General features: G+C 64.4%; 22 protein-coding genes. 14 read left to right on the top strand and 8 right to left on the bottom strand.

Annotation, left to right across the window (positions count from 1 at the left end; translation table 11 throughout):
• The first annotated feature begins 62 nt into the window (after window positions 1-62).
• Window positions 63-587, top strand: coding sequence for a DUF6101 family protein (locus AC5ZGW_RS31355; RefSeq protein WP_130228000.1), 525 nt, complete (start codon window positions 63-65; stop codon window positions 585-587).
• A gap of 166 nt (window positions 588-753) precedes the next feature.
• On the opposite strand, the gene ubiA is transcribed toward AC5ZGW_RS31355, so the two are convergent.
• On the bottom strand, window positions 754-1,680 hold the full coding sequence (gene ubiA, locus AC5ZGW_RS31350) for a 4-hydroxybenzoate octaprenyltransferase (protein WP_130228001.1): 927 nt from the start codon (window positions 1,678-1,680) through the stop codon (window positions 754-756).
• Window positions 1,677-2,357: a hypothetical protein gene (locus AC5ZGW_RS31345; RefSeq protein WP_165435384.1), complete on the bottom strand. Its 681-nt coding sequence runs from the start codon at window positions 2,355-2,357 to the stop codon at window positions 1,677-1,679. The genes ubiA and AC5ZGW_RS31345 overlap by 4 nt, the downstream gene beginning before the upstream one ends.
• Window positions 2,358-2,556: 199 nt before the next feature.
• Here AC5ZGW_RS31345 and AC5ZGW_RS31340 point away from each other — a divergent pair, with 199 nt between their 5' ends.
• From AC5ZGW_RS31340 to AC5ZGW_RS31315, 6 genes are all read left to right on the top strand, one after another.
• On the top strand, window positions 2,557-3,321 hold the full coding sequence (locus AC5ZGW_RS31340) for a 16S rRNA (uracil(1498)-N(3))-methyltransferase (RefSeq protein ID WP_130228003.1): 765 nt from the start codon (window positions 2,557-2,559) through the stop codon (window positions 3,319-3,321).
• A 184-nt stretch (window positions 3,322-3,505) separates the two neighbouring features.
• Window positions 3,506-4,669, top strand: a complete 1,164-nt coding sequence (locus tag AC5ZGW_RS31335) for an ATP phosphoribosyltransferase regulatory subunit (protein WP_130228004.1) — start codon at window positions 3,506-3,508, stop codon at window positions 4,667-4,669.
• Window positions 4,666-5,643 carry an ATP phosphoribosyltransferase gene (gene hisG, locus AC5ZGW_RS31330; RefSeq protein ID WP_130228005.1) on the top strand — a complete coding sequence of 326 codons (978 nt, stop codon included), beginning with the start codon at window positions 4,666-4,668 and terminating at the stop codon, window positions 5,641-5,643. The genes AC5ZGW_RS31335 and hisG overlap by 4 nt, the downstream gene beginning before the upstream one ends.
• A gap of 75 nt (window positions 5,644-5,718) precedes the next feature.
• Window positions 5,719-6,765, top strand: coding sequence for a glycosyltransferase family 2 protein (locus tag AC5ZGW_RS31325; RefSeq protein WP_456645884.1), 1,047 nt, complete (start codon window positions 5,719-5,721; stop codon window positions 6,763-6,765).
• Window positions 6,762-7,607, top strand: a complete 846-nt coding sequence (locus tag AC5ZGW_RS31320; protein WP_130228006.1) for a ChbG/HpnK family deacetylase — start codon at window positions 6,762-6,764, stop codon at window positions 7,605-7,607. Before AC5ZGW_RS31325 ends, AC5ZGW_RS31320 begins: the two co-directional genes overlap by 4 nt.
• A gap of 170 nt (window positions 7,608-7,777) precedes the next feature.
• Window positions 7,778-8,605, top strand: coding sequence for a DUF2076 domain-containing protein (locus AC5ZGW_RS31315; protein ID WP_130228007.1), 828 nt, complete (start codon window positions 7,778-7,780; stop codon window positions 8,603-8,605).
• A gap of 178 nt (window positions 8,606-8,783) precedes the next feature.
• On the opposite strand, the gene AC5ZGW_RS31310 is transcribed toward AC5ZGW_RS31315, so the two are convergent.
• Window positions 8,784-9,575: a L,D-transpeptidase family protein gene (locus AC5ZGW_RS31310; protein ID WP_130228008.1), complete on the bottom strand. Its 792-nt coding sequence runs from the start codon at window positions 9,573-9,575 to the stop codon at window positions 8,784-8,786.
• Between the two features lie 304 nt (window positions 9,576-9,879).
• Between AC5ZGW_RS31310 and AC5ZGW_RS31305 the strand changes: the two genes are divergently transcribed.
• Window positions 9,880-10,668, top strand: coding sequence for a protein phosphatase CheZ (locus tag AC5ZGW_RS31305; protein ID WP_028166954.1), 789 nt, complete (start codon window positions 9,880-9,882; stop codon window positions 10,666-10,668).
• 285 nt (window positions 10,669-10,953) lie between these two features.
• Here AC5ZGW_RS31305 and AC5ZGW_RS31300 read toward each other — a convergent pair whose 3' ends face one another.
• Complete coding sequence (locus tag AC5ZGW_RS31300) at window positions 10,954-11,466, bottom strand: hypothetical protein (protein WP_130228010.1); 513 nt, start codon at window positions 11,464-11,466, stop codon at window positions 10,954-10,956.
• A 344-nt stretch (window positions 11,467-11,810) separates the two neighbouring features.
• Here AC5ZGW_RS31300 and AC5ZGW_RS31295 point away from each other — a divergent pair, with 344 nt between their 5' ends.
• Window positions 11,811-12,107 carry a co-chaperone GroES gene (locus AC5ZGW_RS31295; protein WP_027580177.1) on the top strand — a complete coding sequence of 99 codons (297 nt, stop codon included), beginning with the start codon at window positions 11,811-11,813 and terminating at the stop codon, window positions 12,105-12,107.
• Window positions 12,108-12,264: 157 nt separating this feature from the next.
• Window positions 12,265-13,902: a chaperonin GroEL gene (gene groL, locus AC5ZGW_RS31290; RefSeq protein WP_130228011.1), complete on the top strand. Its 1,638-nt coding sequence runs from the start codon at window positions 12,265-12,267 to the stop codon at window positions 13,900-13,902.
• Window positions 13,903-14,163: 261 nt separating this feature from the next.
• Here the strand turns inward: groL and AC5ZGW_RS31285 are convergent, their stop codons facing one another.
• Window positions 14,164-14,505: a DUF1236 domain-containing protein gene (locus AC5ZGW_RS31285; protein ID WP_028166957.1), complete on the bottom strand. Its 342-nt coding sequence runs from the start codon at window positions 14,503-14,505 to the stop codon at window positions 14,164-14,166.
• A gap of 535 nt (window positions 14,506-15,040) precedes the next feature.
• On the opposite strand from AC5ZGW_RS31285, the gene AC5ZGW_RS31280 reads away from it, so the two are divergent.
• Both AC5ZGW_RS31280 and AC5ZGW_RS31275 read left to right on the top strand, forming a co-directional pair.
• Complete coding sequence (locus AC5ZGW_RS31280) at window positions 15,041-15,244, top strand: hypothetical protein (protein WP_130228012.1); 204 nt, start codon at window positions 15,041-15,043, stop codon at window positions 15,242-15,244.
• Window positions 15,245-15,430: 186 nt separating this feature from the next.
• The gene (locus AC5ZGW_RS31275; RefSeq protein ID WP_496114016.1) at window positions 15,431-16,630 is read left to right on the top strand and encodes a hypothetical protein; all 1,200 of its coding nucleotides are present in this window, start codon (window positions 15,431-15,433) and stop codon (window positions 16,628-16,630) included.
• A 40-nt stretch (window positions 16,631-16,670) separates the two neighbouring features.
• Here the strand turns inward: AC5ZGW_RS31275 and AC5ZGW_RS31270 are convergent, their stop codons facing one another.
• Window positions 16,671-17,780: a DUF937 domain-containing protein gene (locus AC5ZGW_RS31270; RefSeq protein ID WP_130228013.1), complete on the bottom strand. Its 1,110-nt coding sequence runs from the start codon at window positions 17,778-17,780 to the stop codon at window positions 16,671-16,673.
• A 395-nt stretch (window positions 17,781-18,175) separates the two neighbouring features.
• On the opposite strand from AC5ZGW_RS31270, the gene AC5ZGW_RS31265 reads away from it, so the two are divergent.
• On the top strand, window positions 18,176-18,877 hold the full coding sequence (locus AC5ZGW_RS31265) for a hypothetical protein (RefSeq protein WP_130228014.1): 702 nt from the start codon (window positions 18,176-18,178) through the stop codon (window positions 18,875-18,877).
• On the opposite strand, the gene AC5ZGW_RS31260 is transcribed toward AC5ZGW_RS31265, so the two are convergent.
• Window positions 18,874-19,284 carry an META domain-containing protein gene (locus AC5ZGW_RS31260; protein WP_496114015.1) on the bottom strand — a complete coding sequence of 137 codons (411 nt, stop codon included), beginning with the start codon at window positions 19,282-19,284 and terminating at the stop codon, window positions 18,874-18,876. The genes AC5ZGW_RS31265 and AC5ZGW_RS31260 overlap by 4 nt on opposite strands.
• Before the next feature lie 278 nt (window positions 19,285-19,562).
• Window positions 19,563-21,227, bottom strand: coding sequence for an L-lactate permease (locus tag AC5ZGW_RS31255; protein WP_130228015.1), 1,665 nt, complete (start codon window positions 21,225-21,227; stop codon window positions 19,563-19,565).
• Between the two features lie 325 nt (window positions 21,228-21,552).
• On the opposite strand from AC5ZGW_RS31255, the gene AC5ZGW_RS31250 reads away from it, so the two are divergent.
• Window positions 21,553-23,298, top strand: a complete 1,746-nt coding sequence (locus tag AC5ZGW_RS31250; RefSeq protein ID WP_130228016.1) for an ABC transporter ATP-binding protein/permease — start codon at window positions 21,553-21,555, stop codon at window positions 23,296-23,298.
• Window positions 23,299-23,434: the final 136 nt, after the last annotated feature.

Below are 23,434 nucleotides of genomic sequence, written 5' to 3'. Positions count from 1 at the left end.
AACGGCTGCGCTAAGGTCTCGCGCATCGACCGGGAACATAATCCCGGCGGGGAGATAAAGCCGTGAGGCGTCAAACAGCAACAGGCGGGCTCAACCCCGCCGGGTCGGGCCGTGTGCAACGGCTCGACCCGCTTTCTCTTCCGCTCAGCTTCCATGCGCAGGACGTCCGCGCGGATGGTGGCATGCGGCAGGTTGAACTTCACCACGAACGCGTCGTGCTGCGCCGTGCCGTCAAGGGCATGCGGATGGCGATCAATGTTCGCGTCAGCGACTTCATCGGCGTCGCGCTGCGCGATTTGGGCGACGAGCAGATGCTGACGCTCGTCCACCGCGATCCGTCGCTCGCAATCCCGCTTGGCGTCAGTTCCGATCGCGACGAGATCGAAAGCGCCTGGCGGATGTGGAGCGACGTGCTCCGCCTGCCGCAACTCAGCGAGCAAGCGCCGCGCGAGCCTGCAGCCCGGCGCAGGCGCCGCAACGTCATCCACACGCGCCGCCCGCGCTTCCTGGTACGCCGCCGCCGTGGCCGCCCGCTCGATGCGGGGAATGTCCATCGCGGCGAACGCGAGATCATCGCGCGGGATTGAGCGCCACAACACACACCGTCATTCCGGGGCGCCGCGAAGCGGTGAGCCCGGAATCCATTTCAACACCAGCACATGCGGCCCGATGGATTCCGGGCTCGCGCCAAGGGGCGCGCCCCGGAATGACGAGAGAGTGGTGATTCGGCACGTCCCGGAATGACCGCGAGCGTCAGCGCATCGCGGCATCAATCAGCAGGCCGGCGAACAGGATGAGGCCGGCGTCGCGGTTGGACTTGAAGACGCGCAGGCACAAGGCGGGATCGCTGATGTCGAGCCGTCTGATCTGGATCGCCAGATGCAACGCGAAGGCGGCGAGGCCGATCCACGCGAACCAGTGCGCGCCAGCCAGCACGAGCGCTATGCCGATCAGGACCACCGCGAGCGAATAGAACACCACGAGCGCCTTGTGCGTGGCCGCGCCGAACAGGCGTGCGGTCGACTTGATGCCGATCAGCGCGTCGTCCTCGGCGTCCTGATGCGCGTAGATGGTGTCGTAGCCGATCACCCAGGAGATCGAGCCGGCATAGAGCGCAAGCGCTGTCAGATCGATGCGCTCGAGGATGACGGCGAACCCCATCAAAGCGCCCCAGGAGAAGGCGAGTCCCAGCACCACCTGCGGCCACCACGTGATGCGCTTCATGAAGGGATAGATTGCGACGATGACGAGCGAGGCGATGCCGGTCGCGACCGCAAAGCGATTGAACTGCAGCAGCACCACGAGACCGATCAGCGCCTGGGCGACCAGGAAGATCAGCGCCTGCGTCACGCTCACCTGCCCCGCCGGAATCGGCCGCGACCGCGTGCGCTCCACTTTCGCATCGAGATTGCGATCGGTGATGTCGTTCCAGGTGCAGCCCGCGCCGCGCATCACGAAGGCGCCGATGAAGAACAGAACGATCGCAAGCGGGAGCTGGTGACGGTCATGGGCGATGCCGGCGGCGAGCGCCGCTGACCACCAGCACGGCATCAACAGAAGCCACGAGCCGATTGGCCGGTCGAAGCGGGAGAGTCGCAGGTAAGGCCGCGACCAGAGCGGCGCGTGGCTGTCGACCCAGTTGCCGGTCGCATCGGCAACGCGGGCGGTGACGTCGCTCATCGCGACAGCACGTTGCCGTTCAGCGTGTCAAAGGTGCTGCCGCCCTTGCGCGTCGGCACTGCTTCGGGCGCGGAGGCCGAGCCCAGCACTTCGCTCAAGGTCGGGCCAGCCGGACCGCGCGCCTGTTGCGTCGCCATCTGCTGCGCCACCGCGCAGACCTTCTTCTGCATCGCCTCGGTGTTCTTGTGGCCGTTCTGGAGCTGCTCGAGGATCTGCGGCGGGATTCCGCACTTCGCCGAGTTGTCCTTGACGTATTTCATCATCTTCAGCTCGGCCTGGCTGTAATTGCCGATCAGCTTGCAGGCCTCGTCCGGACCGGCCTTCTTTTCACCGGCGGCCTTGATCAGCTTGCCGCGCCGCTCGGTCTCCTCGCGCAAGGGGACGAAGCCCTTCATGCAGGCGTCCGACGGGCCCGCGCCCGCGGACTGGGAGGGTGGCGGTGCAAACCCGGCACCACCGCCACCGATCGGCGCCGCACCCTGGCTCGGGAAGGCCGAAGGCGCCCCGATCGACGCGGAAGGTACCCCGCCGTTCACCGGCGGGAAGGGCGAGGCGTTGGCAGGCGCTGCGGCCTGCTGACCGGGCAGCGGCGCGGGAAACGCGCCCTGCGCAAAAACCTGGCCGGCGTGGAGCACCACGGCGGCGACCGTCAGCGACACCATCAGGCGGGTCATCAAGGATATTTCTCCGGCAGCCGGCTTCCAAACGAAGCACAATTTCCATGCGGCTTTTTACGATTCCAGCCGTTCCTTAACAACCCGTGGATTGGGGCAACAGCGCGGCGTCACGCCGCGCCATCGATCAAAAATAAGCTACAGATTCTAGCGCTTTAGGCTAAAAGCGCGGCCGAGTTGCGTGACGACGGAACATTAACAGATGCCGGACTACGACTTTCGCGCCCCTCGCCTGTTCGTCGATGCGCCCCTGCAAGCGGGCGAAATTGTCGCGCTGGACCGCGACCAGAGCAACTATCTCGGTAACGTATTACGGTTGAAGGCCGGCGACGCCATCCTGGTATTCAATGGCCGCGACGGCGAGTGGCAGGCCGAGCTCAGTGGCCGCAAGCGGGCGGACACGCTGACGGTCCACCGCCAGACCCGGCCGCAGGATCGCCTTCCCGACATCGCCTATGTCTTCGCGCCCCTGAAGCACGCCCGGCTCGACTACATGGTGCAGAAGGCGGTCGAGATGGGCGCCTCGTGCCTGCGGCCGGTCCTGACCCGCTTCACCCAGGTTTCGCGGGTGAACGGCGAGCGGATGCGGGCGAATGTGATCGAGGCGGCCGAGCAATGCGGGATCACGGCCCTCGCCGAGGTCGCCGATCCCGTCCCGCTCGAGCGCTTCCTGACCGAGCGCGCGGGCGGCCGGCTCCTGGTATTCTGCGACGAAGCCGCCGATCTCGGCGATCCCCTGTATGCCCTGCAACAGGGGGCCGCCACTGACGGCATCGACGTCTTGATCGGCCCGGAGGGCGGGTTCGCCGAAGAGGAGCGCACGCTGCTGCTGCGCCAGCCCAAGACCCTCCGGCTGTCGCTGGGGCCGCGGATCCTGCGCGCGGACACCGCAGGGGTCGCGGCGCTGGCCTTGGTGCAGGCGGCGCTCGGGGACTGGCGCCGTAGCCCGGGTGGAGCGCCAGCGTAACCCGGGACCAATGGCAAACGCCGAGGCAGATGTCCCGGGTTGCGCATTCGCTCCACCCGGGTTACGCGCTCATTAAGCGATTTGGCCAATGGTTGTCGAAACGACACTTTTGCCGTGCTAAGGGCTCGCCGCGAACCCTTAAAACCACTCCGGGAACCCATTTTCGGGCGATTTGGACGTCGAGATGACCGCAACCGCCACCACACGCGGTGCCGCCTCCTCCGCCGCATGGGCGGATGCACTGCTGTTGTCATTTGCGCAGGCCGGTTACATCAGGTCCGAGCCGGCGATCCTGCAGCCGGCCGAGCCGTTCCTGGACCTCTCCGGCGAGGGTATCCGCAAGAGCCTTTACCTCACCACCGACGCCAGCGGCGAGGACCTGTGCCTGCGCCCGGACCTGACGATCCCGGTGGCGCGTGACTACCTCGCCTCGCCGGAGGCCGGAAAGCCGGCCGGTTTCAGCTATCTCGGCCCGGTGTTCCGTTATCGCGGCGGCCAGCCCAGCGAGTTCCTGCAGGCCGGCATCGAATCATTCGGCCGGCAGGACCGCGCCGCAGCGGATGCCGAAATGCTGGCGCTCGCGCTGGAGGCGACGGCGGCGTTCGGACTGACCGACGTCGAGATCCGCACCGGCGACGTCGCCCTGTTCAATGCGCTCATCGAGACGCTTGGACTCTATCCCGTGTGGCGCCGCCGCCTGATCAAGGATTTCAACCGCAAGGTCAACCTCACCGAGGACATCGAACGGCTGACGCTGACCGGCGGCCCCGCCGGCAACGAATATCAGGGCGTGCTGGCCGCCCTTGCCGGCTCCGACCGCAAGGCGGCGCTGGCGCTCGTCACCGACCTGATGTCGATCGCCGGCACCACCAATGTCGGCGGCCGCACCGTCGCCGAGATCGCCGACCGCTTCCTCGAACAGTCGACGCTGAAAGCAGGCGCATTGCCGCGCGATGCGATCGCCACCATCAAGCGCTTCCTGTCGATTGCGGGCGAGCCGGACGAGGCCATCGCGCAACTGCGCGCATTGGCTGAAGACGCCAGGCTCGACCTTTCCGGCGCGATCGACGAGTTCGAACGCCGCGTCGGCTTCATGGCCGCGCGCGGCATCGATACCAGCAAGACGCGCTTCTCGACGTCGTTCGGGCGTGGGCTCGATTACTACACCGGCTTCGAGTTCGAATTGCACGCCAGGGGCAACGGCACTGAGCCGCTGGTCGCCGGCGGCCGCTATGATGGATTGATGACGCAGCTCGGCTCGGCTGAGCCGATCCCGGCGGTCGGCTTCTCGGTCTGGATCGAGGCGCTGACGCAGCATGGCAAGCCTCGCAGCGGAGGCAAGGCATGAGCGCGCCCTTCGTTCTCGCCGTCCCGTCGAAAGGACGTCTGCAGGAAAATGCCGAGGCCTTTTTCGCCCGCGCCGGATTGACGCTGTCGAAGCCCGGCGGCGCACGCGATTATCGCGGCACCATCGCGGGGCTCGACAATGTCGAGATCGCCTATCTCTCGGCCAGCGAGATCGCCTCCCAGCTCGCGCGCGGCATGGTGCATCTCGGCGTCACCGGCGAAGACCTCGTGCGCGAGAGCATCGCCGACGCCGACAAGCGGGTGCACCTGATCGACGGATTGGGTTTCGGCTATGCCAATGTGGTGGTCGCGGTGCCGCAGGCCTGGATCGATGTCCGGACCATGGCCGATCTGGACGACGTCACCACCGGCTTCCGCGAGCAGCATCACCGGCGGATGCGGATCGCAACCAAGTACATCAACCTGACGCGAACCTTCTTCGCCTCCCGCGGCATCCTCGACTACCGCATTGTCGAGAGCGCCGGCGCGACCGAAGGTGCGCCCGCCGTCGGCACGGCGGAGCTGATCGTTGACATCACCACGACCGGCGCGACGCTCGCTGCCAACGGGTTGAAGGTGCTCGACGACGGCGTGATCCTGCGCAGCCAGGCCAACCTCGTCGCCTCGAAAGACGCCGACTGGTCGACCGAGGCCCGCGAGGCCGCCCGCGTCATCCTGGATCACATCGCCGCGCGCGCCCGGGCCAACAAATATCGCGAGGTCCGCACCCGCTTCAAAGGATGCGATGCAGCATTGCTCGCGGAGGCCCATAGCCGCTTCGGCGTGGTCGCCCCGTTCGGCGGGCCGACCTCATCCGGCATGCTGACGCTGCACTGCCCACCGACGCAGCTCTATGCGCTCGGCAGCTTCCTGCGCGAGCATGGCGCCGATACAGTGTCGGTGGTCTCGCTCGACTACGTCTTCGACCGCAAGAATCCGCTGTTCGCCAGGCTCGAGGCCTTCCTGCGGCAATGAGGCGTCCGGTCCGTTCATCGTGGCGACAGCCGGCGGGCGGTATCATATATCTTTGAGAACCCTGGAACCTGATCGATGACGCTGGGCTCTGACGTTTCCGGCCTGACCACCACCGCGACGAATGCCGCGGCGCAGGGGTTGTCGGTCGTCGTTCCCGTTTACAACGAGGCTGCGGGGCTGGCGCTGCTGCACGAGCGGTTGATCGGGCTGGCGCGGACTTTGAGGGATCGCTACGGGCTCGCTTGCGAGGTCGTCTATGTCGACGACGGCAGCAAGGACAACACCCTTGCGATCGCGCGTTCGCTTATCCCCGACACGCTGGATGTCCAGGTGGTGTCGCTGTCGCGCAATTTCGGCAAAGAGGCGGCGCTGATGGCTGGCCTCGACCATGCCCGGCGCGGCGCCGTGCTGTTCATGGATGGCGACGGCCAGCACCCGCCCAGCCTGGTCGAGAAACTGGTCTCACACTGGATCGATGACGGCTACGATGTCGTCTATACCGCGAAAGCGCATCGCGACAACGAGCCGTTCCTGCGCAGGCTCGCGGTGCACGGCTTCTATGCGCTGATCAACTGGGGGGCGCGGCAGAAGATCCCGGAAGATGCCGGCGACTTCCGCCTCTTGTCGCCGCGCGCGGTGGCGGCGCTGCGGCAATTGCCCGAGCGCAACCGCTTCTTCAAGGGGCTGGCGAGCTGGATCGGCTTCCGCCAGATCAGGGTCGACTACGAGCCGGCGCCGCGCGCGCATGGCGTCACCACCTTCAGCGCGACGCGGCTGATCGGCCTGTCGATCGAAGGAGTGACATCGTTTTCGGTGGCGCCGCTGCGCTTCGCGAGCCTGCTCGGCGTGCTGCTGGCGACCGCGGCGTTCCTGTTCGGGCTTTCGATCCTGTGGGAGGTCTTCACGACCGGCAAGCAGGTGCCCGGCTATCCCTCGCTGGTGATCGGGTTGATGACGATCGGCGGCGTGCAGCTCATCATGATCGGCATCGTCGGCGAATATATCGGCAAGATCCTGTCCGAGCTGAAGGCGCGGCCGATCTATTTCGTCGCCGAGCATAGCGAGAAGCGCGCCGGCCCCGATGCGGCCGCCGCGGGCAGCGAACGGACCGCGGCCGAATGAACGATGCCGCGCAGCCGCGCCGGATCTGGCTCTGCGCCGACGATTACGGATTGAGCGAGGGCGTCAACCGCGCCATTCGCGATCTCATCGCGCGCGGCCGTCTCAACGCGACCTCGGTGATGGTGGTGGGCGCGGCAATCGGCCGCGACGAAGTGGCGGCCCTAAAGCGCGTTGCCGCCGAAAGCCCGCGCTGCGCGGTCGGGCTGCACGCGACGCTGAGCGCGCCGTTCCGTCCGCTGACCATGCATTTCCGACCCGTCACTGGCGGGCTGTTCCTGCCCTTCCCGAAAATGTTGCGCGCCGGCCTGCTCCGGCGGCTCGATCGCGAGATGATCCATGCCGAGCTCGTCGAGCAGCTCGCGACCTTCAAGGACATGTTCGGCCGCGCGCCTGACTTTGTTGACGGCCATCAGCATGTGCAATTGTTTCCGCAGGTGCGGGACGCCTTCTTGCGCGCCGTGAAGGACGCCGCGCCCGAAGCCTGGGTGCGCCAGGGCGGACGCAGCCAGCCGTTATCGCAACGCTTGCGGTCGCCGAAAGCACTGGTGCTGGACACGCTGAGCGCGCAGTTCAGGAAGCGTGCACGACGCGTCGGCATTGCCTTCAACCCCGCTTTTGCGGGCGCCTATGATTTTTCGAGATCGCCCGATTTCGGTCCCCTGATGCGACAGTTTCTCGAGGGACTGCCCGACGGCGGGCTCGTGATGTGCCATCCCGGCTTCGTCGACGAGACGCTGAGGGAGCTCGATCCGCTGACGACCCAGCGCGAAAATGAGCATGCCTACCTCGGCAGCGAGCACTTCCCGCAATTGCTGGCGGCGAACAATGTTACGCTCGCCTGAGCATGATCCGGAAAAGTGGGTACCGGTTTTCCGAAAAGATCGTGCGCAAAGAGAAATCCGCCGGTCGTTTTGTCGCATACGCAAATTTAATTCGCGGCCCCACTCCTTGCGCCACAAAGGCGGCCCTACATGTTCCGCGCTTCGACGCAATCGACGCGATGGAGAAGGCCATGACCCCGCAAGAACGCCAATTGATCGACGATCTCTTCGACCGGCTCGCCAAGCTGGAGAACGCCCCGCGTGATCCGGAGGCGCTGGCCGCCATCTCGGAAGGGCTGCGCAAGGCGCCCAACGCCGTCTATGCGCTGGTGCAGACCACGCTGGTGCAGGACGAGGCGCTGAAGCGCGCCAACGACCATATCCAGCAATTGGAAGCAGAACTCGGCGGTGGACCGCAGCAGCAGGGCCAAGGCGGCGGCTTCCTCGATTCGATGCGCGATGCGATCTTCGGCCAGAACCAGAATCAGCCGCGCGGCTCGGTTCCGCCGGTGCGCCCGCCGGAGGGTGGCAGCCGTCCGGCCTGGAATACCGGCCAGGCGCTGCAGCAGGCGCAGGGTCCTGGACCGTATGGCCAGCCGCCTTACGGCCAGCAGCCCCAGCCCTATGGCGCGCCACAGGCGGGTCCGTTCGGCGGTGGCGGCGGCTCGTTCCTCGGCACCGCTGCGGCGGCCGCCGCCGGCGTCGTCGGTGGCTCGCTCTTGATGAACAGCATCCGCGGGCTGATGGGCGGTGGCGGCGGTCACCAGGCGTTCGGAGACTCCGCAAGTCTCGGCGACAACAAGCCGTGGGGCAATGACCAGTCGGGCGGCAATCTTGCGCGCGATGCCGGCGTCAACGACATCGGCTCTGGCGGGCGCGACAACGACTCGCGCTCCGGCCTGTACGATCAGGCGTCGAACAACAACGACAACAACAATGACGACCATGGCTATGGTCCCGACGATGACGACGATGGGTTCGATGACGGCGGCGACGACGGTGGCAGCGACTACGCGTAAGCCGCACGCAAATTCCAAAGCAGAACGGCCGCTCGAGCGAGCGGCCGTTTCTCTTTCGTCGTCCCTAACCACAGGAAGCTATTGTGGCGCGAGCAAGCTGTTGCAGCGGGGCACACCACAAACGCCTGTGATTATGGGTCCCGGGTCTGCGCTTCGCTTGCCCGGGACGACAGCATCGCTAGATCACGATCACCCTGGTGCCGACGTTGACGCGACCATAGAGATCGATGACGTCCTCGTTGCGCATGCGGATGCAGCCGGAGGACACGTTGGTGCCGATGGTCCAGGGCTCGTTCGAGCCGTGGATGCGATAGAGCGAGGAGCCGAGATACATCGCACGCGCGCCGAGCGGATTTTCCGGTCCGCCCACCATGTGCCGCGGCAGATCGGGACGGCGCGCCAGCATTTCCGGCGGCGGTGTCCAGTCCGGCCATTCGCGCTTGGCGGAGATCGTCTTAACGCCCGACCAGGTGAAGCCGGGGCGGCCGACGCCGATGCCGTAGCGCAGTGCCTTGCCGTCAGCCTGCACGAGATAAAGGAACTTGTTCGGGGTATCGACGACGATCGTGCCCGGAGCTTCCTTGCCGTCATAATCGACAAGCTGCTTCTCATATCTCGGATCGAACGGCCGCTGCGTGGGATCGGCCGCCTGCTCCTCGCGCATCATCGGCTGCTGCGGATCCATCGGCGGCAGCATCGTGCGCCGGCCACCATAGTAACCCGGCTGCTGCTGATACATCGGCTGCTGCTCGTAGGATTGCGGATAGCCCTGGTCGGGACCGTCGCCGAACAGGAATTCGATAAAGCCGCCGCCGAGGCTGGAGGCCCTGCGCACCGGCTGAGGCGGCGCCTGGTAGGAATAGATCACGGTCGGCCCGGCGAGCGGCGCGCCATCGATCGCAAACGCCTGATGCGGAGCGACAGGCAGGAAGGACGCGCCGGCAACAAGCGCAAAGAATGTTTTCTTCATCGACGTACTCTGTACTGTTTCGTCAATCGTCAGCAGCACTCGGCGTTAGGCGCCGTGGCATGCGACCAATCAAAATCAAAACCGCATCGGTTTGGTAAACGTAACCAGCGTTTGGATTCACCACGTCGGCAATCGGCGGCGGATTTCAAAATTAGCGTTTATTTTGCTTAAATTCGTGGGCGTCATGGTTAATCCCGGGTATGCGGCGCGACGCGAAACGCCGTTGCAAAACATTCCCGTGTGAACTCCCTATTAAATCGCTTCTGCGTAGAACAGTGGGAGTGAAGGGGGCGGGAACAGTCTCATGTCAGTTAGTCGCAAGCGTTTTCGTGTTGAACAAGCCATTATGGGCGACATGCCGATGCCGGCACCGGTTACGGTGGAAGGCGGTGAAATCGGTCCAATGCATCGGGAGATCATGGCGGAGCTTCGATCCATCCGTGCGCAGATGGCGCTCGGCGTCCACGCCCAGCGTCCGGTCGCAGCCGAAGCCACCGAGGCGGCGGTGGCGCGCGAGGTCGCCGAAGCGCATGCGCTGCTCGACACCTATCGGGCGCAGATCGAGCAATGCGAGAAGCTGAAGGTCGAGCTCGACCTGATCCACGATGCCATCAACCGCACCAAGCGCGAGATCGCGGCGCTGCACGGCAGGGGCTTCGATGGCCCGGAGATGGCCAAGGTGAACGGCGAGCTCGGGGCCGTCGTCGGCGGCACCGAGGAGGCGACCCAGCAGATCCTCGAGGCGACTGAGGCGATCGACCAGGCCGCCACCGCGCTGACCAAGGTCGCCTCGCCCGAACAGCAGAAGCTGCTTGCCGAGGATATCCAGGAACGTGTGGTGACGATCTTCGAGGCCTGCAATTTCCAGGACCTCACCGGCCAGCGCATCAACAAGGTGATGAACACGATGAAGTTCATCGAGCAGCACATCAATGCGATGATGGATATCTGGGGCGGTGTCGACGCCATCAAGGCGCACGCGCCGCCGATCGTCGACACCCGCGAGGGCGACGCCCGCCTGCTCAACGGCCCGAAGCTCGACGGCGACGTGGGCCACGCCTCGCAGGACGATATCGACGCGATGTTCGACTGAGCGGACAGGTCGCAGGGAACAACACAAAACGCCGGCGCGATGCCGGCGTTTTTTATGCGCGGCGGCGCCCCCTCTTCCCTTCTCCCCTTGTGGGAGAAGGTGGCGCGAAGCGCCGGATGAGGGGTTGTCTCCGCGCGCGATAGCGTTCGCGGAGAGTACCCCTCACCCAAATGAGTCCAGTTCTGGCAGCGGAGCTGCCCTCTCCCGCAAGGGGCGAGGGCACATCAACCGGCACCGCCGCATATAGCCCTCCTTGTAAGGGGAGAGGGCACAGCAATTGGCACTTCACGCCCGTGGCGCGCAGCGGACGTAGACCATGTTGCCGTAGCGGACGGCGGCGTCCTTGTCGACGAAGCGGGTGACCATGACGCGGCCGTCGAAGGAGACGATCTCGCGGTCCTGCTCGCCGCCGGACGGCCCGGGCGGGCCGATATAGTTCTTGCCGCTCGGAGAGCCCTTCAGACGCAGCTCCTGGGGGGTGGCCTGGTCTGCGAGATGCATGATCACGCCGCCGGACTGGCCGGCGCCGATCACGTAAGGCTGCTTGCACTGGTCGCGCGCCATCTTCTCGGTGCGGGCGCGGTCCGCCGGATTTTGGTAGGAGGCCAAGCCCCAGCGGCCGACGATCTCGTCGGAACGAATGGTGGCGGGCATTTCCGGCGCGGCCTCCTCGGGCCCAGGCCCCGGGTTGGATGACAGCGACGGCAGGTTGACGCTGCTGCACGCGCCCAACAGAAGCGTCAGCGCCGAGACGGTCGCAAATTTCGCAACCGCGCGCGCGTCACCTGATCCGATCATCCGTATTCCCCCGAAATATCCTTGGTCGCACCTTTGGGCCGCACCCGTCCTGCAGCCAAGCTTAAAACGTAAGGCAGAGCAATGACGTCGAAACGATGACGTGAGAACTCCAACCTGGGCTCTGATTTGATTTGGTTGCAGCATCCTATATTGGCCTCACCAAGGCCTTAACCACTTTGCTTGACAGGAAAGGCGCCAAGCCATATTCCCCGCCCCACAATTAGCACTCTGGCGCGACGATTGCTAATGCGCTGGATATCCTGCCCGCGAGCCATCGACCGGCCGGCATTCAACCCCGGCCTCGATGAACGAGACCTGAAACCGAGCCTCCAAGAGGAAACGTCATGGCTAAATCCAAATTCCGCCCGCTGCATGACCGTGTCGTGGTCAAGCGCATCGAAGCCGAAGAGAAGTCCAAGGGCGGCATCATCATCCCCGACACCGCCAAGGAAAAGCCCTCTCAGGGCGAAGTCACCGCCGTCGGGCCAGGCGGCCGCGACGAGACCGGCAAGCTGATCCCGATCGACGTCAAGGTCGGCGATCGCGTGCTGTTCGGCAAATGGTCGGGCACCGAGGTCAAGCTCGACGGCGAGGAACTCCTGATCATGAAGGAGTCCGACATCATGGGCGTGCTGGTCTAACGCAACTTAGCGGAGCGGCCGCAACATCCACACATGTCATGCCCGGGCCTGACCCGGGCATCCATCGATCTTCAAGAGCGATGGATTGCCGGGTCAAGCCCGGCAATGACGACAAGGGTGTGCGGCCCAGTGCCCTCAATCATTCCAGGAGCAAGATATGGCTGCCAAAGACGTTAAATTTGCCGGAGAAGCCCGCGAGCGAATGCTGCGCGGCGTCGATGTCCTTGCCAATGCGGTAAAGGTCACGCTCGGCCCGAAGGGCCGCAACGTCGTCATCGAAAAGAGCTTCGGTGCCCCTCGCATCACCAAGGACGGCGTCACCGTCGCCAAGGAGATCGAGCTAGAGGACAAGTTCGAGAACATGGGCGCGCAGATGCTGCGCGAAGTCGCCTCCAAGACCAACGACACTGCGGGTGACGGCACCACCACCGCGACCGTGCTGGCGCAGGCGATCGTGCGGGAGGGCGGCAAGGCGGTTGCTGCGGGCATGAACCCGATGGACCTGAAGCGCGGCATCGACCTTGCTGTCGCCGCTGTGGTCAAGGACCTCGAGAAGCGCGCCAAGCCAGTGGCCGCCTCTTCCGAGGTCGCGCAGGTCGGCACCATCTCGGCCAATGGCGACACCGCGATCGGCAAGATGATCGCCCAGGCCATGCAGAAGGTCGGCAATGAGGGCGTGATCACGGTCGAGGAGAACAAGTCGCTGGAGACCGAGGTCGACATCGTCGAAGGCATGAAGTTCGACCGCGGCTATCTCTCGCCCTATTTCATCACCAATGCCGAGAAGATGACCGCCGAGCTCGAAGACGCCTACATCCTCCTGCACGAGAAGAAGCTCTCCGGTCTGCAGGCGATGCTGCCGGTGCTGGAAGCTGTCGTGCAGTCCGGCCGTCCGCTCTTGATCATCGCCGAGGACGTCGAGGGCGAGGCGCTGGCGACACTGGTGGTCAACCGCCTGCGCGGCGGGTTGAAGGTCGCCGCCGTCAAGGCGCCGGGCTTCGGCGACCGCCGGAAGGCGATGCTGGAGGATATCGCGGTCCTGACCGGCGGCCAGTTGATCTCCGAAGAGCTCGGCATCAAGCTCGAGAACGTCACGATCAAGATGCTCGGCCGCGCCCGCAAGGTCGTGATCGACAAGGAGAACACCACGATCGTCAACGGCGCCGGCAAGAAGGCCGACATCGAGGCACGCGTCGGCCAGATCAAGGCGCAGATCGAGGAGACCACCTCCGACTACGACCGCGAGAAGCTGCAGGAGCGGCTGGCCAAGCTGGCCGGCGGCGTCGCGGTGATCCGCGTCGGCGGCGCCACCGAGGTCGAGGTCAAGGAGAAGAAGGACCGTGTCGAGGACGCGCTGAACGCAACCCGCGCCGCGGTGCAGGAAGGCATCGTGCCCGGCGGCGGCGTGGCGCTGCTGCGCGCCAAGAAGGCGGTCGGCCGTCTCTCCAACGACAATTCCGACGTCCAGGCCGGCATCAACATCGTGCTGAAGGCCCTCGAAGCCCCCGTACGCCAGATCTCGGAAAATGCCGGCGTCGAAGGCTCGATCGTGGTCGGCAAGATCCTCGAGAACAAGTCGGAGACCTTCGGCTTCGACGCCCAGACCGAGGAATATGTCGACATGGTCGAAGAAGGCATCATCGACCCCGCCAAGGTTGTGCGCACCGCGCTGCAGGACGCCTCCTCGGTCGCCGGCCTCCTGGTGACGACGGAAGCCATGGTCGCCGAACTGCCGAAGGAGCCGGCGTCTGCGATGCCGCCCGGAGGCGGCGGTATGGGCGGCATGGGCTTCTGAGCCCCTCTAACAATCAAATCAAAAGGCCGCCTTTGGGCGGCCTTTTCGTATCCGGATTAGAACATATTCGGTTCTGATTGTATCAGAACCGAATAGCCGCCGAGTACTTTCTGTCAGGCCAGGCTGATGGCGGCGAATACCAGGCAGGCGACGTAGACCATGGCCAGGCTCACGCCCACGATCCTGGCCTCGCGATGAGATTCCAAATTTCCCTCCGTTCGAAGAGATAGAGGCCGCCATAACGGCAGCCTCTAGCCTGCATCAATCAATTTCCTGAACGACGGTGCGCGTGCCGGGATCCACCAGCATCACGCGGTCCCCGGAATACACATAGCGATACTTCGTGAGCGATGGTCCCCAATCGGACGGCACCGCCGCGAGCTCGACATCACTCGGCACCGTTCCGCCGACGACGATCTTTTCCTTTGTCGTCACGGGACGAACCTTGTGCTCGGTGACGTAGGTCTTGATCCTGGTGCGGTACTCCGGCTCGATCTGAACCGTTGCACGTCCGGCCCCGGTCGTGGTCGTCACGGTGCTCTGCGCGAGCGCACCGCTCGACATCAGAGCGATAGCCGCGGAAAGCAAAAGCATCTTCCTCATCTGGATTCTCCTCGCCGCGACATGCGGCGCTCAAAGAACTTCATGGACTCGCACAAGTTCCGGGGCGCGCAGAGCGAATTTCCATTTTATCCCGATATTGATTTGCCAAGGAGCATCCGACTGATCGGACGATTAGCAATGAAAATTGTCGATTTTTGTAATCACCGCATCTGCTCTTGCCGGAGGACGCCGCGGCGATTTTTCCGATTTTTCCCACTATTTCAGCGGCGCGACGAATCCACCACCAAATGTCGGGGTTGCGATCATCAATGGCCATGATGAACGCCCGGACTGCTGTTCACCCTAACCATTGCAGTGGAGATTCCGTTCCCTTCGGCGGGACGTAAGAACACGATGCAGCATTCTTCGACCCGCACAAAGCGCGAGGCTGCGATCGGCGTTGCCGAAGGAACTGCAGCCCGGGCTCGGGAATTCAATGAACCTGATTGTTGCAGGACGCACGAGCGCAGCGGGCAAGCCTGTCATCGCGCGAGCAGCGTTGTGGCTGTTATTTTAGATGATTGTTGGAGAATGCATGGCTGGCTCGGATGTGGCTGACAAGGGTATCGGTGGCGAAGCCGATTGGGCAGCCAAGCTGAAGAACGAAACGGACGCGTGGCGTCGGCGTCGCATGGTGCCGTCGCAGCAGTTGACACCGGGCGGAATTCCGGTCGTGCGCCGCCTGAAGCGGAAGCGAGCAAACGCGGGAGCCGTTGCGGCTCACCCCTTGTCCGGTTAGCCCACGACTTTTTTCGAGTTGGGAACGCGCCCATCCCAGCAGTCCGCAACCGGTTTCCCCGCCCGCACCCGCGTCCCTGAATGCGGCTGCGCATTTTTGGGTTACGTCACCGCCGCGGCCTTCTTTTTCACCAAAGGTTTGCTAGTTACGGCGTTGGCGATTCTGTTCCTCAAGGGGGATCCTCATATGCGCGCCCTGCTCTGCTGCCTCGTGGGCCTCCTCACGGCCTCTTCGGATCTCGCTCTTGCCCAGATGAAGCTGCCGTCCAAGACGGCGCCGGGCACGACCGAGACGCGCTATTTCACCGCGATCGACGGCTTGATGGAGGGCAATGCCGACGCGGTGCTGAAGGAAACCCGCCAGGGCAAGAACGTCACCGCGGCGGTCCTCGACGTCTGCTACCCCGCGGAAAAAGGTTCCGACCGCAAGGACCGCTTCGTCGTCAACCTCGCCGTCAATGGCCAGAACCTGAGCGGCACGACGCAGACCCTGAATGACAAATCGCCCGTCACGGTGAAGCTCGTGCGCAAGCCGACCGGCGACAGTTTCGAATTCCGCGGCCAGATCACAATCGGCCAGGCGGTGACGGAAGTCGCCTCCTCCGACAATACCGACCTTTCGGAGCGGGAATTTCAGGAGAGCCAGACCACCGATGACGGCATCACGCCGGCACCGAAGGACTTTACCGAGGTGTCTCCCGAATCCGTCGGCGTGCGCGTCAAGCTCGACGCGGCGCTGGACTTGCTGAAGAGCCTCAAGGGCCAGGCCGTGGAGGTCGGCCTCTCGAGCCTCGCCATCACCTGCGACGCGCTGCGCGCCGGCGAGCAGACCATCAACCTCACCGTCGATCCGGAACAGGCCTCGGCCCTGGTCGCCAAGGCCAAGGCGACGCCGGGCGTGGTCGCGGCCGGCTGGACCACGGGCAGCGTCGAGATGGACCGCACCATCCGCTTCGCCGCCGCCGACTGGCTCAGCGGCGACAAGATCAACAGGGACAAGATCGCATCAGCGATATCGGGCGTACTGAGCAAGACGCTGGCGGCAAAGCCGTCGGGGGCGTCATGGAACGCCAACACCGGCAAGCTGAAATTGACCTTCAAGCGTCCGAGCCAGGTCTATCCCGCGCTCGGCCTCACCGAGACCGTCGAGATCTCGGCGCTGGTATCCTCGGACAAGCCCGGTGCGTCGGACAGGCTGATGCTGTGGGTCTCGAGCCCGGTGGTCACCACCGCCGATGAGGGTTCAGGTCCAAAGCTGAACCTCTCGGAAGACTCCGTCGGCGACGAGGAAGGCGGCGAGCCGCCCGACGACAACGGCTCGATCGAGGCGCTGGCGAAGGAATTCAAGGCCCAGCGCTGGGACGCCGACAAATCGGCGTGGAAGTAGCGGCCACGCGGCGATATGTGACTGGCTTGCCGCGCGCAGCTCAGACTCGTGCGAGCGAGTCCAGTTTTCCGTGAAGATCATCAATCGCCGGCTTCGCGACGGGACCAACACCTGGAATCGCCATCACCTTGTCGCACATCTGATTGATTGCAGGTGTCACCACCACGACCAGTTTGGCGAGTGCGCTTCGTCCTTCCGGAGGCAGCTTTGCAGCTCGCGCGTTGACATCGTTCAACTGTGCTACCGCCTCGTTGATCTTGGGCAGGGCCGCTTGAGCGGTAGCCACGTCTGTGACGCCTGACAGCGCGGACTTCAAGGTGTTGACGGACGAATCGACCTGGCTGGCCAGGTTCACCCCGTCGACGGTCAAATTCGCGGGCGCCACGCCCACGGTCCCGGTTGCGGGGCGCGTTGCGGCGGGTTGCTCGGCGACAGTCTGTTCACCCGGGCGCTGCGTTGCGTACCAGAGAAGACCGCCGAGCACGACGAGGCCGGCCAGCCAATAGGGCCACTGCGCCATCGTGTTGCTTGGCGTGTAGCGTGTAGAAGCCCCGGCGACGCGGCTCGCGGCCGCCGAAGCTCCGCTGCGCACGCTCTCCCCCGCCCTGTCAATGAGACCGGCAGTGCTCAGTTGATCGGCGAGACCAGATGGAAGCGCCGCAGTGATCTGGTCCTTTTGCGCGGCGAGGAGCGATGTCAGCCCGCTCGCCTCCATGCCGGTGCTGCGTTGATGCTGCCCCAACACCCCGAGGACGACAGGGCCAAGCATGCCGGTCAGCAACTTGCCGGAGCCCTCGCCGATGCCAGCGAACTTCGCGATGGCCTGAGCGATCGTGTCCAGCGCCCGGCCGCCAAACAGGCCGGCCAGCATCGCCGATCCGCTGTCCGCGAGCGCCGCCTGGCCAGGACCTGCCATCGCATTCTTTAGGCTTTCAAGCGCTCCGGGCTGCTGCTGCGACAATGCGCTGGACAACTGACGAGCCCCACCGGGGGTGGAGGCCACCTCGGACAAGTTCGCGAGCAGTGCGGGGACGGCACCTCCTATCGCCTTTTGTACGATGTCTCGATCAAGTCCCAGAGATGACGCGATCTTGGCGATCAGGTCAGGAGTCAGACATTGCATGACAACAGAGACGAGGTTCACAGCCATGGCGGTCTCTCCACCGTTACGACGCGGTTGAGACAGGATGACTGACAATCATCACGTCGCATGCCCACGTCAGAGATTTCGATTCCGGCTGTCAGGCGCTGGGCAAAATTATCGGGGCTAACCAGCAGATTTCCGTGCCTGCCAACCGACTTTCCCACTGCGCGTGCATGTCCGCCCCAAAACTCGCACCTGTCTAATCACAAAACGGAGAGCCGTGAAGGTTGATAGCCGGCGGCTCGACAGCCTGACATGGAATTTTGGCAGCTCCATTTGGGATGGCCGGCTGCCGGGGCCAGCGATCGGAGCGGCATCGCGACGCAGTTCATTCGGCCTGGTCGTTAAGGTTCGATTCAATTTCCGGGAACATCATCGCTCAGCCGAACGTGGGTCACGCCATGCAAGTCCACGAGCCGAGTACCCTTGGAAGCTGGTCGGGGAATGTGGCTGACGGCGAGTTGCCGGAGCAGCCGGCGCGCCTGTCGGATTTCCTGCAGCAAAATCGCGGTGACGTTCTGGTGGTGCGGGGGCCGTACGGCGATTGGGCGCGCACCATTGCGCTGCCCGCGACGGCACTGGTGGCAGCCTTTGGGTTGGGATGGGCCGGCGGTCTGAATTGGCCGGAGTTCGCGAGCACGCTCGGGATCAGCTCGGTCACCCAGAAAGTCACGTCTTCGCCTCGAACCGCTGAAGCAAGACCGGGCGGCAGGATCGAAGGCACCAAAAAAGCAACATCCACGTCAGATCTGCAGGCAGCGGCCCCCGCTGTCGTAGGAAGCATTCCCAAGCCTTTACCCGCGAGCACTCACCTGGCCGCGCGCACTTCAAACCCGTTCGCCTCGCAGGCAAATGCGAGTCCTTCCGGCGCGGCGCCGGCGAGGCCACCTTTGGCGCCGGCACCGGAAACGAGACCGACCACCATATCGGGCTGGACGGTTGTCGATGTCCGGGACGGAACCGCTGTTCTCGACGGGCCTGAGGGCATTCGGATGGCCGCGCGCGGCGACACGATACCCGGGCTCGGGCGTATCGAAACCATCGTGCGCTGGGGTAACCGCTGGATCGTTGCCACGGCCAACGGACTGATTGCGGCGCCTTAATTCGTGTTGAGCCGGAAGCGCAGCGTCTTCGAGCCGGTCAAGGTGACGAGGTCACCCTGACGGCGCCAGGTCGCGGTGTCGCCGAGCGCCGCAAGCAGATCATCGTCGGCCTGCGCCCGCTCAGGCGGACAGTTGCGATTCTCCATCGCGCCGGGAACGAAGATGATGGTGTTGCCCGCCACCGAGAACTGGCCCTTGCCGCCCTTGCACCAGAGTTCCAGCACCCCCTCGCCATTGTCGCCGATCTCGAGCGAAGGGATGCGCTTGGAGCCGGGCATGCGCGCGGCATCGAGCGACATTTCGAAGCCGAAGGGAAACTCCTCGTCGGCGCGCGCCGGACCTGCCGCGATCGCAGTCGCGAGCAGCGCGAAGACAAAGACCGTGCTCTTGCAAATCCGTGAAACCATCAACTCTCTCTGACACTGCCGCATCGGCGACGCGGAGACGAGTTCGTAGCCCGGGCGGAGCGGAACGCGCAACCCGGGATATCCGTGTCAGTGTTTGCGAGCGGACCCGGGTTACGCTGGCGCTTCACCCGGGCTACGAGTTCGATCCACCTCCTCGAAAAGTGGAGGTCGGTTTGCCCAACGCGCAACCGGGTGGGGATCCGGTCTCTCCGCGAACGCCTGCGCCCGTGGCTGACCCCTACCCCGCCCTCCCCCTGCAGGGGGAGGGCGGCGAGTCGCTACTTCAGGACCATCTCCGTGAACGGGTAGACATAGGCCTGGAGCGTCACGAACAGACCGACGAGGCAGGCCAGCACGATCGAGTGCAGGAACACATAGCGCAGGATCGAGCCTTCATGGCCGTACCAGTTGGTCGCGGTGGAGGCGACCACGATCGATTGTGCGTCGATCATCTTGCCCATCACGCCACCCGAGGAGTTGGCGGCCGCCATCAGGATCGGCGACAGGCCCAATTGCTCGGAGGTGATCCTCTGCAGGTTGCCGAATAGCACGTTGGAGGCGGTGTCCGACCCGGTCAGCGCGACGCCCAGCCAGCCGAGCAGCGTGCCGAAGAAGGGATAGAGCACGCCGGTTGCGGCGAAGGCCAGGCCGAGCGTCGCGTCGACACCGGAGAGCCGCGTCAGCGTGCCGATCGCGAGCATCGCCGAGATCGTGATCAGCGAGATCGCGCACAGGCGGATGGTGCGGCCATATTCGGTGATGAGCTTCAGCGGCGAGAAGCCCATCAACAGACCCGAGATGATCGCCGCGATCAGCATGCCCGTGCCGGTGAAGGACAGCCAGGTGAAGCCGAACACCGCGCCTTCCGGCGTCGGCTTGGCGGCGACAGGCGGCATCTTGTTGATGAGCTTGTCGAGCTCGGGCACCGGATAGTTCCAGACGAAATTGGCGTTCGCCCAGGTCTTGAACGCGCCGTTGCCCCAGACCAGCATCAGGATGCAGACGATGATCCATGGCAGCAGTGCGCTCCACAATTCGCCTTGCGTGAGCGGCGTCTTGTCCAGCGTCTTCGGCGCCGCCATGGTCGCGGCCGATTCATCGTGGCCGCGCAGCGCCGGTGACAGCCAGAGTTGCCGCGGCTGCCAGACGCGCAGGAACAGGATCAGGCAGCCCATCGAGATCAGCGAGGCGCCGATGTCGACGATCCAGGGATTGATGAAGTTCGAGATCACGAATTGCGGGACCGCGAAAGAGACGCCGGTGACCAGGATCGCCGGCCAGACGTCCTTCATGCCGCGCCAGCCGGCAAATGCGCACACCACCCAGAACGGTACGATCAGCGAGAACAGCGGCAATTGCCGCCCGACCATCGCGCCAAGCACATAGGGGTCCAGCCCGGTGACCGAGGCGAGACCCAGAATCGGCGTGCCCAGCGCGCCGTAGGCGACCGGTGCGGTGTTGGCGATCAGCGACAGTCCGGACGCCGCGAGCGGCGAGAAGCCAAGGCCGATCAGGATCGCGCCTGTGATCGCGACCGGCGTGCCGAAGCCCGAGGCGCCCTCGAAGAACGCGCCGAAGGCGAACGCGATCAGCAGCAGTTGCAAGCGCCGGTCCTCGGTGACGCCGCCGACCGCGCGCTTCAGGAGCTCGAATTTCCCGGTCGCCACCGTGATCTGGTAGAGGAAGATGACGTTCAGCACGATCCAGCCGATCGGGAAGAAGCCGGTCACCACGCCGAGCAGCGTGGCGCGGATCGACATGTTCGGGGGCATGGTGAAGATGAAGATCGTGATCAGGTTGGTCACGATCACGGCGATGATGGCGGCGACATGCGCCTTCACTCTGCCGCTGGCGATCAGGACCAGCAGCGTGACCACGGGAACGGCGGCTGCGATCGTCGACAGCGCGGCGTTGCCGAGCGGGTTGTAGATTTGGTTCCACATTTTTGTTGTTCCTCCCCAAGGTTTCCCGGTGGCGGCTTCCCGCCGGCGGCTTGCGTCGGCTCGCCGCGGGCATGGACCCGGCGCACCGGGCGCAATCAAAGATCATGTGGTGCGAAACAGGCCTGCACGAGTCGGCACAGCCAAACGCTCACAACCTCGCGAAATCAGAAAGTCCGCCGCCCCGCGTCGCCTTGGCATGCTAGGGTTAACTATCATGCTGCGACAAGTGGACGCTGACCGAGGAACCCACGACTTTAGTCTGAAGGTTCCCTGATTGTCCCGTTTTTTCAAGCCTTTGTAGGCGGTCCCCCGGAGACGCTAATCTGTGAACAACATTCGTTCGACGCTCGCGACGGTGTGGCGCATTGCAGCGCCTTATTTCAACTCCGAAGACAAATGGGCCGGCCGCGGCCTGCTTGCCGCGGTCATCGCGATCGAGCTGGCGCTGGTCGCCAACGATGTGCTGCTGAACCAGTGGCGCAATCGTTTCTACAACGCGCTGCAGGAGCGGGACTGGGACGGCTTCGTCCGCGAGCTCATCGTGTTCTGCGTGCTGGCCGCGATCCTCACCGTGCTGTCGATCTATCAGCTCTATCTCAACCAGTGGCTTCAGATCCGCTGGCGCCGCTGGATGACGAGTAAATATCTCGGCGAATGGCTGCACGATGCCAACCACTACCGCATGCAGCTTCACGGCGATGCCGCCGACAACCCGGACCAGCGCATCAGCGACGACATCAAGATGTTCGTCAGTCAGACGCTGGGGCTAGGCATCGGGCTGTTGAGCTCGATCGTGACGCTGGCATCCTTCGTCGTAATTCTCTGGGGCCTGTCCGCGGCGGCGCCGTTGCATCTGTTCGGTAGCGACGTGTCGTTCCCCGGCTATCTGGTGTGGGGCGCGCTGGTCTACGCCATCTTCGGCACGGCTCTGACACAGTGGATCGGCTCGCCGCTGGTGCGGCTCGATTTCGATCAGCAGCGGCTGGAGGCTGACTTCCGTTTCAACCTGGTGCGGGTTCGCGAGAACTCCGAACAGATCGCGCTGCTCAAGGGTGACCGCGCCGAACGCGAGCAGCTGTCGACGCGTTTCGGCAGTGTGGTCTCCAACTGGTACGGCATCATGAGCCGGACCAAGCGGCTGACGGCGTTCACGCAGAGCTACTCGCAGGCCGCCGTGGTGTTTCCGGTCATCCTCTCCGCGCCGGCCTATTTCGCCAGCAAGATCCAGCTCGGAACCGTGATGCAGATCATGGAAGCTTTCGGCAAGGTGCAGGATGCGCTGTCGTTCTTCATATCGGTCTATCGCACCATGGCGGAATGGCGCGCGGTGGTCGCCCGTCTCGATGGCTTCGAGCGATCGATTGCGCAGGCGGAAAGGCTCGCTACCGACCCCGACGCAGTCAAGGCGGTACCGGCGGCGAGCGATGCGATCGCGCTGCAAGAGCTTCTCGTGAAGCTGCCCAATGGGGCGCCGCTGGTCGCAGCGACCGGGCTCAAGCTTCGGCCCGGCGAACGCACGCTGGTTACCGGGCCGTCCGGCGCGGGCAAGTCGACGCTGTTCCGGGCCGTCGCCGGCATCTGGCCGTTCGGCAGCGGCTCGATCGTCATTCCCGAGCACGCCTCGCTGATGATGCTGCCGCAAAAGCCCTATTTCCCGATCGGCTCGCTGCACGCGGCGATCGTCTATCCCGCCGAAGCAGAAAAGTTCAGCGCCGACAGGATCAGGGAAGTGCTCGGCCAGATCGGACTGCCCCAGCTCGCTTCACGGCTAGAAGAAGAGGGACACTGGAACAGAATGCTGTCGCTCGGCGAGCAGCAGCGCCTGGGGCTGGCGCGCGCGCTCTTGCATGCACCCGACTACCTGTTCCTCGACGAGGCCACCGCCTCGCTGGACGAGCCCTCGGAAGCCGCGCTCTATCGTTTGCTGATGGAGGAATTGCCGGCCACCACGATCGTCTCGATCGGCCACCGCTCGACGCTGGAGGAATTCCACCAGCGCAACATCGCGCTGGTCCGCGATGGCGACCGGTTTGGGTTGCGGGACGCGACCAAGATCGCGGCGTCGCCTTAGACTAGGTCGTGTGGACTCTTGGGATTCTCAAATCAGATTGAACGTGATTCAAGGCTTTCTTTTAGGAGGAAGCCTTGGGTGTCATGGATCGGCTGGTTCTGAGCGATGTGCAATGGGATCGAATATCCGGCTTGAT

This window comes from Bradyrhizobium sp. Crot121 (assembly GCF_059512385.1).
Note: the sequence above shows the minus strand (reverse complement) of the source record. Positions and strands in the feature narration are given on the sequence as shown.